At 69.3% G+C, this 14,499-nt stretch carries 11 protein-coding genes; all 11 read right to left on the reverse strand.

The features are described 5' to 3' along the window. Positions 1-65: 65 nt before the first annotated feature. Positions 66-719: a thymidine kinase gene (locus ACNPM4_RS04550; protein WP_448984844.1), complete on the reverse strand. Its 654-nt coding sequence runs from the start codon at positions 717-719 to the stop codon at positions 66-68. A 9-nt stretch (positions 720-728) separates the two neighbouring features. After that, on the reverse strand, positions 729-2,201 hold the full coding sequence (locus ACNPM4_RS04555) for a malate:quinone oxidoreductase (RefSeq protein WP_448984845.1): 1,473 nt from the start codon (positions 2,199-2,201) through the stop codon (positions 729-731). Positions 2,202-2,283: 82 nt separating this feature from the next. Beyond that, positions 2,284-3,351, reverse strand: coding sequence for an aspartate-semialdehyde dehydrogenase (locus ACNPM4_RS04560; protein ID WP_029261040.1), 1,068 nt, complete (start codon positions 3,349-3,351; stop codon positions 2,284-2,286). Positions 3,352-3,531: 180 nt separating this feature from the next. Further along, entirely contained in the window at positions 3,532-4,812 is a 1,281-nt protein-coding gene (locus ACNPM4_RS04565) for an aspartate kinase (protein ID WP_029261039.1), read from the reverse strand. A gap of 94 nt (positions 4,813-4,906) precedes the next feature. After that, the gene (locus ACNPM4_RS04570) at positions 4,907-5,824 is read right to left on the reverse strand and encodes a DMT family transporter (RefSeq protein WP_029261038.1); all 918 of its coding nucleotides are present in this window, start codon (positions 5,822-5,824) and stop codon (positions 4,907-4,909) included. Beyond that, the gene (gene recR, locus ACNPM4_RS04575; RefSeq protein ID WP_029261037.1) at positions 5,821-6,414 is read right to left on the reverse strand and encodes a recombination mediator RecR; all 594 of its coding nucleotides are present in this window, start codon (positions 6,412-6,414) and stop codon (positions 5,821-5,823) included. Before recR ends, ACNPM4_RS04570 begins: the two co-directional genes overlap by 4 nt. Next, positions 6,414-8,678: a DNA polymerase III subunit gamma and tau gene (locus ACNPM4_RS04580; protein WP_448984846.1), complete on the reverse strand. Its 2,265-nt coding sequence runs from the start codon at positions 8,676-8,678 to the stop codon at positions 6,414-6,416. Before ACNPM4_RS04580 ends, recR begins: the two co-directional genes overlap by 1 nt. Positions 8,679-8,742: 64 nt before the next feature. Beyond that, positions 8,743-11,250 carry a glycoside hydrolase family 65 protein gene (locus ACNPM4_RS04585; protein ID WP_448984847.1) on the reverse strand — a complete coding sequence of 836 codons (2,508 nt, stop codon included), beginning with the start codon at positions 11,248-11,250 and terminating at the stop codon, positions 8,743-8,745. Then, complete coding sequence (locus ACNPM4_RS04590) at positions 11,247-12,005, reverse strand: HAD family hydrolase (protein ID WP_036302886.1); 759 nt, start codon at positions 12,003-12,005, stop codon at positions 11,247-11,249. The genes ACNPM4_RS04585 and ACNPM4_RS04590 overlap by 4 nt, the downstream gene beginning before the upstream one ends. A gap of 100 nt (positions 12,006-12,105) precedes the next feature. Then, complete coding sequence (locus tag ACNPM4_RS04595) at positions 12,106-13,326, reverse strand: acetate/propionate family kinase (RefSeq protein ID WP_448984848.1); 1,221 nt, start codon at positions 13,324-13,326, stop codon at positions 12,106-12,108. Then, on the reverse strand, positions 13,323-14,499 hold a 1,177-nt coding region (gene pta, locus ACNPM4_RS04600), incomplete at its 5' end, for a phosphate acetyltransferase (RefSeq protein WP_448984849.1). The genes ACNPM4_RS04595 and pta, both read right to left, overlap by 4 nt.

The following is a 14,499-nucleotide window of genomic DNA, read 5'->3' on the forward strand; positions in this document are numbered from 1 at the left end:
CAGACCACGCAAACGAGCGCGCTCGATCGCCCCGCTGCACGCGCTGCGGGCCGGGTGCCGGGCGATCAGCCCAGGCGTCCGCCGGACTCCTCGAGATAGCAGGTGCCGCACAGGGACTCGTACGTCGTCAGCTCCGGCGAGGCCGACCCGATGGCCCCCTCGTCGATGGCGACCTGATCGCCGTCGAACACGAAGCGCCCGCCGACGACCCGGCCGTTGAACACGGCCTTCCGCCCGCACCGACAGATCGTCTTGAGCTCCTCCAGCGAGTGCGCGATCGCGAGCAGCCGCGCGGAGCCGGGAAAAGCATGCGTGAGGAAGTCGTTGCGGATCCCGTACGCCATCACCGGGATGCCGTCTTCCACCGCGATGCGGAAGAGGTCGTCGACCTGAGGCGGCGTGAGGAACTGCGCCTCGTCGATGAGAAGGCAGGCGACATCGGTGGGTCCCGCCGGGAGCAGCTCGTCGTCCGACGAATGCTGCATGCGCGCACGGTGCTCCGCGAAGAGCACTCGCGCGTCGTCGTCGGGGCCGATCAGGAAGTCGACCGGACGGGTGACGCCGAGCCGACTCTCGATCTCGGACGCCCCCTTGGTGTCGATCGCGGGCTTCGCCAGCAGCACGTGCTGGCCGCGCTCCTCATAGTTGTAGGCAGCCTGGAGCAGCGAGGTCGACTTGCCCGAGTTCATCGCGCCGTAGCGGAAGTAGAGCTTCGCCACGGTCCGGACTCAGACGTTGATGCCGAGGGTGGCGGCGGTCGCCTCGGTGTACTGCTCCGCCAGCGCCGCATCCTTGTTCAGCTTCTCGCCGAACGTGGGGATCAGGGCGCGGAGTTCCGGCTCCCAGTGCGGATACTCGTCCGGGAAGCAGGCCTTGAGCAGCTCGAGCATGATCGGGACAGCGGTCGAAGCTCCCGGAGAAGCACCGAGGAGCCCGGCGATCGATCCGTCTGCCGACGAGACGACCTCCGTGCCGAACTGCAGGATGCCGCCCTTCTTCGGGTCTTTCTTCATGACCTGAGCACGCTGACCGGCGTCGATGAGAGTCCAGTCCTCGTCCTTGGCCGTCGGCATGAACGTGCGCAGGCTGTCGACCTTCTTGGCGTGGTTCTTCAGCAGCTCGCCGACCAGGTAGGTGATCAGATCGGGGTTCTTCACGGCGACGTGCAGCATCGGCAGCAGGTTGTGCGGGCGCACCTGGGAGACGATGTCGAGCATCGATCCGTTCTTGAGGAACTTCGGGCTGAACGTCGCGAACGGCCCGAACATGAGCGAGGACTCACCACCGACGACGCGGGTGTCGAGGTGCGGAACCGACATCGGCGGAGCGCCGACGGATGCCTGCGAGTAGACCTTCGCCTTGTGCTGCGCGACGACCTTCGGGTTCGTGGTCTTGAGGAACTGGCCGCCGATCGGGAAGACGCCGTAGCCCTTGATCTCAGGAATGCCGGAATTCTGCAGCAGCTTGAGCGCCCAGCCGCCCGCACCGACGAACACGAAGCGTGCCTTGATCTCGTTCGGCGTGCGACCGATGGTCGTGCGGTACTTGACCAGCCAGCCGCCGTCCTTCTGCTTCTTGAGGCTGCGCACCTCGTGGTTCGTGCGCAGCGTGACACCCGACTCGGTCAGGTGGTCGAAGAGCTGGTGCGTCAGGGCTCCGAAGTCGACATCGGTGCCCGCCGGCACGCGCGTCGCGGCGAACGGCTCACCCTTGCGGCGCTGCTGCATGAGCAGCGGCGCCCACTTGTTGATGACGCGGGAGTCCTCGCTGTACTCGATGCCGGCGAACAGCGGCTGCTCCTTCAGCACCTCGTAGCGGGCCTTGAGGTAGGCGACATCCTTCTCGCCGCGGACGAACGTCATGTGCGGAGTCGCGTTGATGAACGTCGACGGCGCGTCGAGCACACCCTTCTCGACCAGCGACGACCAGAACTGACGGCTCTGCTGGAACTGCTCGTTGATCGACACGGCCTTCGCCGGGTCGAGCGGAGCATCGCCCTGCTGCGGCATGTAGTTCAACTCGCACAGGGCGGCGTGCCCCGTGCCGGCGTTGTTCCACGGGTTCGAGCTCTCCTGAGCCACATCGGAGAGTCGCTCGAAGGCGACGATCTTCCACTCCGGCTGCAGCTCATGCAGGAGAGTACCCAGGGTGGCGCTCATGATGCCACCGCCGATCAGGACGACATCGACGTTTTCTGTCACCGAACCAGTCTAGTTCGCGGGCACGCCGTCGCAGACCATGCGACCGACCTTGCCAGACCGGTTCCACATGGCGGGGATACCGTCAGGCTATGACCAGGCGCTCCGCGAGGACCTCGGCGATCTGCACGGCGTTCAGCGCGGCGCCCTTTCGCAGGTTGTCGTTGCTGATGAAGAGGACGAGCCCCTTGCCCTCAGCTGCCGACTGGTCGGCACGGATGCGTCCGACGAAGCTCGGGTCCTTGCCCGCCGCCTGCAGCGGGGTCGGAACCTCGTCGAGTACGACGCCGGGAGCCGCGCTCAGGACCTCGCGGGCACGCTCGGGCGTGATGTCGCGGGCGAACTCGACGTTGATCGACAGCGAGTGACCGGTGAAGACCGGGACGCGCACGCAGGTGCCCGCCACACGGAGGCCGGGGAGTTCGAGGATCTTGCGGCTCTCGTTGCGGAGCTTCTTCTCTTCGTCGGTCTCGTTGTCGCCGTCGTCGACGAGGTTGCCGGCGAACGGGATCACGTCGAACGCGATCGGTGCGACGTACTTCTCGGGCTCGGGGAAGTCGACCGCCGAGCCGTCGTGCACCAGGCGCAGGGTGTCGCCCTGAGCGAGCACGCCCTCGACCTGGCCGAGCAGCTCCTGCGCACCGGCGAGACCGGAGCCGGAGACCGCCTGGTAGGTCGACACGATCAGACGCTCGAGGCCCGCCTCGGCGTCCAGCGCCTTCAGCACCGGCATCGCGGCCATCGTGGTGCAGTTCGGGTTCGCGATGATGCCCTTGGGGCGTTCGTCGATCGCGTGCGGGTTCACTTCGCTGACGACGAGCGGAACCTCGGGGTCCATGCGCCAGGCGCTGGAGTTGTCGACGACCACGGCACCGGCAGCGGCGAAACGCGGAGCGTAGGCACGGCTCGCCGTGGCCCCGGCCGAGAACAGGGCGATGTCGATGCCCGCGGCATCCGCCGTCTCGACGTCTTCGACGATGACGGTCGCCCCACCGAACTCGATCGCGGTGCCGGCGGAACGTGCGGAGGAGAACAGGCGCAGGTCGCGGATCGGGAACGACCGCTCGGCGAGAATCTCGCGCATCACGGTGCCCACCTGGCCGGTGGCGCCGACGATGGCGACGGAGAGTCCTGATTCGGAGATGCGGGTCATGATGTTCCTTGGCGTCGTGCGGTGCGGCGTACGAGGCTTCGGGCGCGGCGTCGGGATGCGGATGCTGCGCCTGGCGCCGGTGTCAGGGTTTCGGTGAGTCTACCGCGGTCCGAGGCGATGCGGCTTCCACGCTACACACGCCCGCGCAGTCGGCAGGAAAGCGAAGGCGGATGGCAGAGATCAGCGTCCGGTGCCGGCGTGGACCGTGGCGTCGGAATCCCCGTCGAGTCCGTAGGCGGTGTGCACGGTGCGCGCGGCCTCGGTCAGGTCGGTGTCGCGCAGGACCACCGAGATGCGGATCTCGGACGTCGAGATCATCTCGATGTTGATGCCGCCGGCGGAGAGCGCCTCGAACAGCGTCGCGGAAACGCCGGAGTGAGTGCGCATACCCGCACCGACGACGGAGAGCTTGCCGATCTGGTCGTCGTGGATCAGATTCTGAAAGCCCACCTCGGTCTGATCCCCCGCCAGCGCCTTGAGCGCTGCCGCGGCATCCGCCTTGGGGACGGTGAAGGAGATGTCGGTGCGCCCGGTGGCCGAGACGTTCTGCACGATCATGTCGACGTTCGCGCCGGACTTGGCGACGATCTTGAAGATCTCGGCAGCCTTGCCGGGGACGTCGGGCACGCCCGCGACCGTGATCTTGGCCTGGCTGAAGTCGGTGGCGACCCCGGCGACGATCGGTTCTTCCATGACTGCTCCCTCGGCTTCGCGAGGGTTCTTCATACCCTCGCCCAGAACGTACGTGCCCTCGGCCGACGAGAACGTCGACCGAGCGTGAATGAGGACGCCGTGACGGCGCGCGTACTCGACGGCGCGGATGTAGAGCACCTTGGCGCCGTTGGCGGCGAGCTCCAGCATCTCCTCGCTCGAGACGTGATCGAGCTTCTGCGCCTTCGGGATCACGCGCGGATCGGCGGTGAAGATACCGTCCACGTCGCTGTAGATCTCGCACACGTCGGCGTCGAGCGCGGCGGCGAGGGCGACGGCCGTGGTGTCCGACCCCCCGCGACCGAGCGTGGTGATGTCGCGGGTGTCGCGGTTGAAGCCCTGGAATCCGGCGACGATCACGATCGCCCCCTCGTCGAGAGCCTCGCGCAGACGCACGGGAGTGACATCGACGATGCGGGCGGCACCGTGCTGCGAGTCGGTGATCATGCCCGCCTGGCTGCCCGTGAAAGAGCGCGCCTCGAAGCCCATCGAATGGATCGCCATCGCCAGCAGGGCCATCGAGATGCGCTCTCCGCTGGAGAGGAGCATGTCGAGCTCGCGCGGCGCGGGAATCGGGGCGACCTCGTTGGCGAGCTCGAGCAGCTCGTCGGTGGTGTCGCCCATGGCGCTGACCGCCACGACCACGTCGTGTCCGGCACGACGGGTGTCGACGATGCGCTTGGCGACGCGCTTGATGCTCTCTGCGTCGGCGACGGACGAGCCGCCGTACTTCTGCACGATGAGGGCCACGATCACTCCCTGGGATGTCGGGCGGATCCGCCCACGCTCATTCTACGATCGGCGCGTATGCCCCGTTGTGCATGTGTCACGGGGCGCGCGTGGGTCAGAGTGCGGGAGGGAGCGCCTGCGGAGACACCGGACGCAGACGGCCACCGGTGGCGGCGAACCAGCAGCCGACGATGATCAGCGGGAACCCGAGCAGCAACCCGGGCGTCAGCGGCTCGGCGAGGACGATCGCCCCGAGGATGATCGCGACCACCGGATTCACGTAGGTGAACAACGGGGCGCGCACCGGGCCCACCTCGCGGATGAGGGCGAAGAACGCGAGGAACGCCACCGCAGTGCAGATCACGGCCAGCGCGAGGAGCGCGGCGATCGAGGGCAGCGTGGGAACCTCGTGCTGCGTGAGCAGACCGATCGGGAGGTAGAAGATGCCGATCATGAGCAGCGACAGGGTGATGGTGCCCAGCGAAGGGACGTCGTTGAGCTTGCGCGCCACGATGAACGGGGCGATCGCGTAGAGCACCGCCACCAGCAGGACTTCGCCGGCCGCCAGCAGGCTGACCTCGCCACCGAAGAGACCGGGACCGGCGACCACGATCGCGACGCCGATGAAGCCGACGAGCAGGCCGATTCCGCGAGTGGGCCGCAGCACCCCACGGTCGCCGCCGCCGAGAGCGATCAGCGCGGCGAAGAGCGGAACCGTCGCCACCAGCAGACCGGTCATGCCGGAGGGCAGCGTCATCTCGGCATGTCCGAGCAGCAGGAAGGGACCGGCCATCTCGACGGCGCCGAAGGCCAGCACCCACGGCCAGTGCTTCAGCGCAGCCCGGAGCGCGCCGCTGCGGATGGCGAACGGCAGGAGCAGCAGGGCGGCGATGAGAGTGCGCCCGGCGACGATCGCAGGTGGAGAGAACGACTCGACCGCGACGCTGATGAACAGGTACGGCACGCCCCACAGCAGGGCCATGGCCCCGAAGAGAAGCCAGCCACGACGCGAGAAGCCCGCGTTCGGGGTCACAGGATGCGCCGGCCCTCGAAGGCACGACCGAGGGTGACCTCGTCGGCATATTCGAGGTCGCCGCCGACCGGGAGCCCGGAGGCGAGCCGGGACACCGTGATCTGCATCGTCGTGAGCAGCCGACTCAGATAGCTCGCGGTCGCCTCCCCCTCGAGGTTCGGGTTGGTGGCGAGGATGACCTCCTGCACCGTGCCGTCGGCGAGGCGCGTCATGAGCTGCGCGATGCGGAGGTCGTCGGGCCCGACACCGGCGATGGGGCTGATGGCCCCGCCGAGCACGTGGTAGAGCCCGCGGAACTCGCGCGTGCGCTCGATGGCCGCGACGTCTTTGGCGTCTTCGACCACGCAGATCAGCGTCTGGCTGCGGCGCGGGTCGCGGCAGATGGCACACCGCTCCTGCTCGGCGACGTTGCCGCAGATCTCGCAGAACCGCACACGGGTGCGGATCTCGCTGAGGAGTTCCGCGAGACGGGCGACGTCGAACGTCGGCGTCTGCAGGATGTGGAACGTGATCCGTTGGGCGGACTTCGGGCCGATGCCGGGCAGGCGACCGAACTCGTCGATCAGCTCCTGAACGATGCCGTCATACATCAGTTGAACCTCGTCGGGGGCTCGTAGGGCTCTTCACGCAGGAACGTCGCGCCGAGCACCTGGCGGATCACGGCCTCGCCGTAGCGTTGCACTCCCCCGACCGAAGGAGCGCGCTCGATGACGACCGGTGGGGCTGCTGCCGCGCGCTGCGCCTGCGGGGCGGGCTGCTGCTGAGGAGCAGCCCGTGGAGGCACTGGCTCCCGCGGAGCAGGCTGCCGCGAGAGCGGCGGCTCGTACGAAGGATCGTAGGGCGGCTCGTCATCGAAGGCCGGAGCCTCATCGTCGCCCGGAAGCGGAGGTTCGTCACGATCGACCGCACCATCGGATGGCGGGACGGGAGCGGATGCCGCTGCCTCGACCTCTTCGGGCTCCTCGTCGACGGGGAGCGGCGAAGACGGCGCGGGCGGGGCGCTCGCCGGCTCTTCCTGCGCGGTGGGGATCGGTGCGACCGCCCATTCGGTCACCGCGGATGCCGACGAGCCACGGACCTGCGAGCGGGAGGAACTCGCTGACGCAGGCTCCGATGCGGCAGCGGAATCGGCGGGCGCCGAGGGACCGGATGCCGCCGACTGGCGTGGAGCACCACCGGCAGGCATCGGTGCAGGAAGGTACTTCACCCGCACCCCGAGCTCGTGCTCGATCGCGGACCGCAGGTGGTCGGAGGGACCGGAACCGGGGGTCGTGCCCTTGAACTTCGCGACGTCGTGCTGGCTCGTGAAGCCCAGCGTCAGCACCTCGGTGTCAGTGACGTAGGCGAGCGGCTGCACGGCCGTGGCCAGCAGCCAGGATGTGCGGCTGATGCCTTCGAGCCGGGTGAGGACAGCGGGCCAGGACGCACGGATGCTGTCGAACGTGACCGGTCCTCGAGCAGCGGCGGGTTCGGCGGCGGCCGGCTCGGTCGCCTCCGGAGCGGGCGTTGCGGAATCGGCTGAACTCGGCGCTTCCGGCGCAGGCGCTGCCGGCGCTGCGACAGCAACCTCCGAATCCGCAGGCGGCGTGTCCGACGCCTGCGAAGCAGGAGTGGGCGTCGGGACCGCGGGTGCCGAGGCCGCAGGCGCCGAAACAGGCGCCGACGCTGCCGTGGGCCGCGTGGGCGCCGGGGCGCGCTCGGCAATGGGAGCCGCCGGCGCCGCAGCGGCAGCATCCGTCGCACTGGCGAGCACACGCGCCACCATGAGCTCGAGATGCAGGCGCGGGGATGTCGCCCCCGACATGTCGTCGAGGGCTGCGCTCACGACGTCGGCGGTGCGGGACAGGCGCGCGGCACCGAAGACCTCTGCCTGGCCGCGCATGCGCTGCAGGTCGTCTTCGGCGATCCCACGCAGGACGGCCGAAGCGCCGGCACCGACGGCCGCGATGACGATCAGGTCGCGCAGCCGTTCGAGCAGGTCGTCGACGAACCGCCGCGGGTCTTGACCGGTCTGCACGACACGGTCGATGGCGGGGAACGCGGCGGCGGCGTCTCCGGCGGCGAGCGCGTCGACGATCTCGTCGAGGAGGGCACCGTGCGTGTAGCCGAGCAGAGAGACGGCACGCGCGTAGCCGACCGTGACGGTCTCGGAACCGGCGGGTGCGTCGGATCCGGCGATGAGCTGGTCGAGCAGCGAGAGCGTGTCTCGCGGAGAGCCGCCGCCCGCGCGGACGACGAGCGGCAGCACGCCCTGCTCGACGATCACGCCCTCTTCGGCGCAGAGCTTCTCGACGTACTCGAGCATCGCTGCGGGCGGCACGAGACGGAACGGGTAGTGGTGTGTGCGGGAGCGGATCGTGCCGAGGACCTTCTCGGGCTCGGTCGTCGCGAAGATGAACTTGACGTGCTCCGGGGGCTCCTCGACGAGCTTGAGCAGCGCGTTGAACCCCTGTGGGGTGACCATGTGCGCCTCGTCGAGGATGAAGATCTTGTACCGGTCGCGGCTGGGCGCGAAGGTCGCCCGCTCGCGCAGGTCACGGGCGTCGTCGACGCCGTTGTGGCTGGCCGCGTCGATCTCGACGACGTCGAGCGATCCCCCGCCGGCGCGCGACAGCTCGACGCAGCTCGGGCAGACGCCGCACGGCACGTCGGTCGGCCCCTCGGCGCAGTTCAGGCAGCGCGCCAGGATACGCGCCGAGGTCGTCTTGCCGCAGCCGCGAGGGCCGGAGAACAGGTACGCGTGGCCGACCCGATCGCCGCGCAGCGCCGTCATGAGCGGGTCGGTCACCTGGGACTGCCCGATCATCTCGCCGAACGTCTCGGGGCGGTAGCGGCGGTAGAGGGCTGTGGTCACCTCAACAGCCTACGGCGTGCCACCGACCTTCGGCGGGTCGGCCGATCCACGGCGTCCGGCAGCGTCAATCGGTCGACTCGATCACCGGGATGGCGGTGGTGATGACGGGGACGGATGCCGACATCCGGGTGCCGTCGTCGCGGCGGGCGTCGGCGAACTGCCGCAGCGTCGGACGCCCGGGGATCAGCGGTCCCTGATCCGCCAGCGGCACGACGACCTCGTCCTCCACGGTCGCGAAATACGCGGTGTCCCGCACGCTGAAAGGCACCGGGGGGCCGCTGCGCACCTGCACGCGCAGTTCGTCCTCGGTGACCGAGACGTGCAGCGTGGATCCCTGCCACTGCAGCGGGAACGACAGCGACGGCCAGTCGGCCGGCAGGCGTGGATCGAAGCTCAGGTCGCCGGCATAGTCACGCATGCCGCCGAAACCGCACACCAGCGCCGTCCACACTCCACCGGCGGAGGCCACATGCACGCCGTCGGCCGCGTTGTGGTGCAGGTCGTGCAGGTCGACGAACAGCGACTGCTCGAAATACCTCTGCGCGAGATCCTGGTACCCGACCTCCGCGGCGAGGATCGACTGCACGACCGCCGAGAGCGTCGAGTCACCCGTGGTCAGCGGATCGTAGTAATCGAAGTCGGCCTTCTTCTCCTCGGGCGAGAAGTGGTTCCCCTGCAGGAACAGCGCCAGCACGACATCCGCCTGCTTGAGCACCTGGAACCGGTAGATCACCAGCGGGTGGAAGTGCAGCAGCAGCGGTCGCTGCTCGGCGGGCGTGTTGGCGAGATCCCAGACCTCGCGCTCGAGGAACAGCGAGTCCTGCGGATGGATGCCGAGGCCCTCGCTGTAGGGGATGTACATCGCCTCCGCCGCGCGGTCCCACGCCTCGGCCTCGCCGACGCCGAGCCCCGTGCGATCGACGAGCTTCACATAGTCCTCGGGGTGGCTCTCCTTGATCTCGCGGACGATCTTCGCCGCGTAGCGGAGGTTGTAGCGCGCCATGACGTTCGTGTAGAGATTGTCGTTGACGACCGTGGTGTACTCGTCGGGCCCCGTGACGCCGTGGATGTGGAAGGTCTCGATCCCGTCACCGGCATCCGCCTCCTCCACCAGCCGCGAGGCACGCCAGAAGCCGAGAGTCGCCCACAGCCGCGCGGTCTCGATCGCGATGTCGGCGCCCTCGCGCCGGAGGAACTCCTCGTCACCGGTCGCGCGCACGTACTTGCCGAGCGCGAAGCTGATGTCGGCGTTGATGTGGTACTGCGCGGTACCGGCCGCGTAGTACGCGGAGGCCTCCTCGCCGTTGATGGTGCGCCACGGGAAGAGCGCCCCCGCCTCGTTGAGCTGTGCGGCCCGGCGACGCGCAGCCGGGAGCATCTTCACCCGCGCCCGCAGTGCGTTGTATGCCCACCGCGGCGTCGTGTAGGTGAGGAAGGGGAGCACGTAGATCTCGGTGTCCCAGAAGTAGTGTCCGCTGTATCCCGACCCGGAGACGCCCTTCGCGGGGACGCCGGCGCCGTCTGCGCGGGCGGAGGCCTGAGCCAGCTGGAAAAGGCACCACCGGGTGGCCTGCTGCAGGTCGTCGCGGCCACCGATCTGCACGTCGCTACGCTCCCAGAACGCATCGAGCCAGGCCCGCTGACGCTGGAAGACCGTCTCGACGCCCTCATCGGCCGCGCGGTCGAGCGAACGACGGCAGCGATCGACGAGCTCACGCGGCGGTACGCCCCGCGAGGTGTGGTAGCTGACGAGCTTCGTGACCGTGATGGGGACGCCGGCTTTCGCCTGCACGCGGAACACGTTCTTCGCGATGTCGGGCTCCACGAGCGTGCGGGCGTTGTACTCGTTCTCGGTCTCGACCACGTGGTCGGCCACGACGGCGACCGTCATCCCGGAGTCGGCGACCCGGTACGACAGCGCGGAGCGCAGCCCGTCCTGCCAGTGCTCGGCAGGCTCCAGCACGCGGTCGGCGATCTTCTCGGCCTTGCGAGGATCGAAGGCAGCGGCCTTCGTGCCGATCGGAGTGCCGGCGTACACGCCCGCACCGTCCTGGCGGTTCAGCAGCTGGCAGCTGATGGTGACCGGGGCATCGGCGTTCTCGACGACGACCTCGAGCCGCAGCACGGCGAGGTGCCGCTCCTCGAAGCTCACGATGCGCTCGTCACGCATGCGCACACGCTTGCCCGAAGGGGTCTCCCAGACCACGTGACGCTCCAGCACTCCGGTGCGCAGGTCGAGCGTGCGGCGGTACTCGCGCACGTCGGCGTCGTCGAGGGAGATGGGTTCGTCGTCGACGTAGACGCGCATGACCTTGGCGTCGGGAGCGTTGACGATCGTCTGCCCGACCTCGGCGAAACCGTAGGCCTGCTCAGCGTGCCGGATCGGCCAGGTCTCGTGCAGCCCGTTGATGAACGTGCCGTGCTCCTGTGCGCCGCGGCCCTCGATGTGGTTGCCGCGCAGGCCCAGGTAGCCGTTGCCGACCGAGAACAGCGTCTCGCCGACGCCCTCCTCCGAGTAGTGCGTGTCGATCAGTCGCCAGGGGTCGACGGGGAAGCGGTCGCGGTCGATCATGCGGTCTCCGGGATGTCGGTGCGGGTATCGGGGACGAACACGGCCAGGTCGTCGACGACGACGGTGGCGCCGGCGGCACGGAGCGCATCGGCACCGGCACCGCGGTCGACGCCGATCACGCTCGCATAGCCGGCGGCAGCGGCGGAAGCGGCCCCGGAGGTGGCATCCTCCACGGCGACCGAGCGGGCCGGGTCGACACCGAGCGCCACCGCGCCCGCGGCGAACATGTCGGCGGCGGGCTTCGACGCGAGACCGTCGCGCTCGGCCACGACCCCGTCCACGACGATCCGGAAGAAGGAGCGGATGCCGGCGGCGGCCAGCACCTCCTCGGCGTTCTTGGAGCTCGACACCACGCCGAGCGGGATACCGGCGGCATGCAGAGCCTCGACGACCGCGAGTGAGCCCGGGTACGGCGCGATGCCCTGCCCGCGCAGCGACTGCGCGAAGGCGGCGTTCTTTCGGTTGCCGATCCCGCAGATGGTCTCGGCCGAGGGGTCGTCATCGACCTCTCCCCAGGGCACCTCGACGTTGCGACTGCGCAGCAGACTCGCCACTCCGTCGTAGCGCTTCTTGCCGTCGACGTAGTCGTAGTAGTCGGCATCGGTGTACGGCGACGTGATGCCCCAGCGGGCGAACACGTCGTCGAACACGACCTTCCAGGCGCGCATGTGCACCTCGGCGGTCGGAGTGAGCACGCCGTCGAGGTCGAACAGTACGCCGTCGGCGTGGAACAGGTCGGGCAGTGCTTCTGGCACAGAGCCTCCAGGAGAAGGGCGATCGTCGGGCCGGCACCTCTCCGTGCCACTGTGCAAGCGTAATGCGGTGGCGCTTCAGGAGGTAACCCCGGCGGACGGATCAGAGCAGTTCGGCCGTCTGCCGGGCGATCTGCAGTTCCTCATCCGTCGGCACCACGAGGACCGTCACCGGTGAGGTGTTCGTGGAGATGCGCCGGATGCCGCGTTCCCTCGCCTCGTTGCGGGCGGCATCCATCTCCACACCCGCGAATCCGAGGGTCGCCATCGCGGCCGCCCGCACCGGCGCCGCGTTCTCGCCGACGCCGGCGGTGAAGGAGATGACGTCCACTCCCCCGAGCTGCGCGATGTACGCGCCGGCATAGGCGCGCAGGCGGTGCACGTACACGTCGAAGGCGAGCATCGCGGCGTCGTCCCCCGCCTCCACCCCGGCGAGGATGTCGCGCATGTCGCTCCGACCGGCGAGGCCTGCCAGCCCGCTGCGGGTGTTGAGCAGCGAGTCGAGGTCGTCGATCGAGAGGCCGGCACGACGCGACAGGTGCACGAGCGCGGCGGGGTCGATGTCGCCGGAGCGGGTGCCCATGACCAGGCCCTCGAGCGGGGTGAGACCCATCGAGGTCTCGACCGAGCGACCGCCGTCGATCGCCGTCACCGACGCTCCGTTTCCGAGGTGGAACACGAGCTGTCGGAGGCTGCCGAGGTCGCGGCCGAGGAACGCCGCCGCGGCCTCGCTCACATACTGGTGGCTCGTGCCGTGGAAGCCGTAGCGGCGCACCCGGTGCTCCGCGGCGAGCGCGGCGTCGATCGCGTACGTGTACGCGGCGGGCGGGAGCGTCTGGTGGAACGCCGTGTCGAAGACGGCGACGTGCGGAACCTGATCGAACACGGCGCGGGCGGCGTGGATGCCGGCCAGGTTCGCGGGGTTGTGCAGCGGCGCGAGCACAGCGAGCTCATCGATCTGCCGCTCCACATCGGCGTCGATCAGTGTCGGGGCGTAGAAGCGGGCGCCCCCGTGGACCACGCGGTGCCCCACGGCGACCGGGCGGTGTTCCTCGAGTGACGGGCCGTGCGCGGCGAACTGCGCGCGCATGATCTCGAAGGCGGCGGCATGATCGGCGATCGGGCGCTCGTCGCGATACGTCGCGTCCAGCATCGTCGGCATGGCCGTGCCGTCGGACTCGGGGCGGACGGTGTGGGCGACCGGGCTGGCGTCCTGGCCGATGCGCTCGATGAGCCCGCTCGCCAGCAGGTTCTCCTGCTCGATGTCGATCAGGCTGTACTTCAGCGACGACGAACCGCTGTTGATCACCAGGATCGCGCTCATGCGTGCTCTCCCTGCGCCTGGATCGCGGTGATCGCGACGGTGTTGACGATGTCGTCGACCAGGGCGCCGCGGGAGAGGTCGTTGATGGGCTTGTTGAGCCCCTGCAGCACCGGTCCGATGGCGACGGCGCCGGCCGAGCGCTGCACGGCCTTGTAGGTGTTGTTGCCGGTGTTGAGGTCGGGGAACACGAACACCGTCGCCCGCCCGGCCACGGCGGAGTCGGGGAGCTTGGCCTTGGCGACCGCCGCATCCGCCGCCGCGTCGTACTGGATGGGGCCCTCCACCGGCAGCTCCGGTACCCGCTCGCGCACGAGGGCGGTCGCCGCGCGCACCTTGTCGACATCGGCGCCGGTGCCGGATTCTCCGGTCGAATACGACAGCATCGCGACGCGCGGGTCGATCCCGAACTGGCGCGCCGTGGTCGCCGAGGAGATCGCGATGTCGGCGAGCTGCTCGCTCGTCGGGTCGGGGATCACCGCACAGTCGCCGTACACGAGCACACGGTCGGCGAGCGCCATCAGGAACACGCTCGAGACGACGTTCACCCCCGGCTTGGTCTTGATGATCTCGAACGACGGACGGATCGTGTGCGCGGTCGTGTGCGCGGCGCCGGAGACCATGCCGTCGGCGAGGCCGAGGTGCACCATCATCGTGCCGAAGTACGACACGTCGGTCACGGTGTCGGCCGCCTGGGCGAGCGTGATGCCCTTGTGCGCCCGGAGGCGCGCGTACTCGGCGGCGAAGCGCTCCACCAGCTCGGGGTCGGTCGGGCTGAGCACCTGGGCCGCGGCGATGTCGACGCCGAGCTCGACGGCCCGCGCCCGCACCGAGGCCTCGTCACCCAGGATCGTCAGGTCGGCGACCTCCCGGGCCAGCAGCGTGGCGGCGGCGCGGAGGATGCGGTCGTCTCCCCCTTCGGGCAGCACGATGCGGCGACGGTCGGACCGGGCACGCTCGATGAGCCCGTACTGGAACATCAACGGTGTGACGACCCGTGACTCCGCGAGCCCGAGTTTCTCGGTCAGCTCGGCGATGTCCACATGCGCCTGGAACAGGCCGAGCGCGCGGTCGTACCGGCTGCGGGAATCGGCCGAGATCCGGCCGCGGGCGCCCATCACCCGCACCGCCGTGTCGTACGTGCCCAGGTCGGTCGTGATGATCGGAACCGTGGAG

It is taken from the genome of Microbacterium umsixpiens (genome assembly GCF_053543675.1).

Excerpts from the sequence above, each read along its gene's own strand:
- ACNPM4_RS04560 (WP_029261040.1), bottom strand. The coding sequence starts at position 3,351 with ATGACCCGCATCTCCGAATCAGGACTCTCCGTCGCCATCGTCGGCGCC.
- recR (WP_029261037.1), bottom strand. The coding sequence starts at position 6,414 with ATGTATGACGGCATCGTTCAGGAGCTGATCGACGAGTTCGGTCGCCTG.
- ACNPM4_RS04585 (WP_448984847.1), bottom strand. The coding sequence starts at position 11,250 with ATGATCGACCGCGACCGCTTCCCCGTCGACCCCTGGCGACTGATCGAC.
- ACNPM4_RS04595 (WP_448984848.1), bottom strand. The coding sequence starts at position 13,326 with ATGAGCGCGATCCTGGTGATCAACAGCGGTTCGTCGTCGCTGAAGTAC.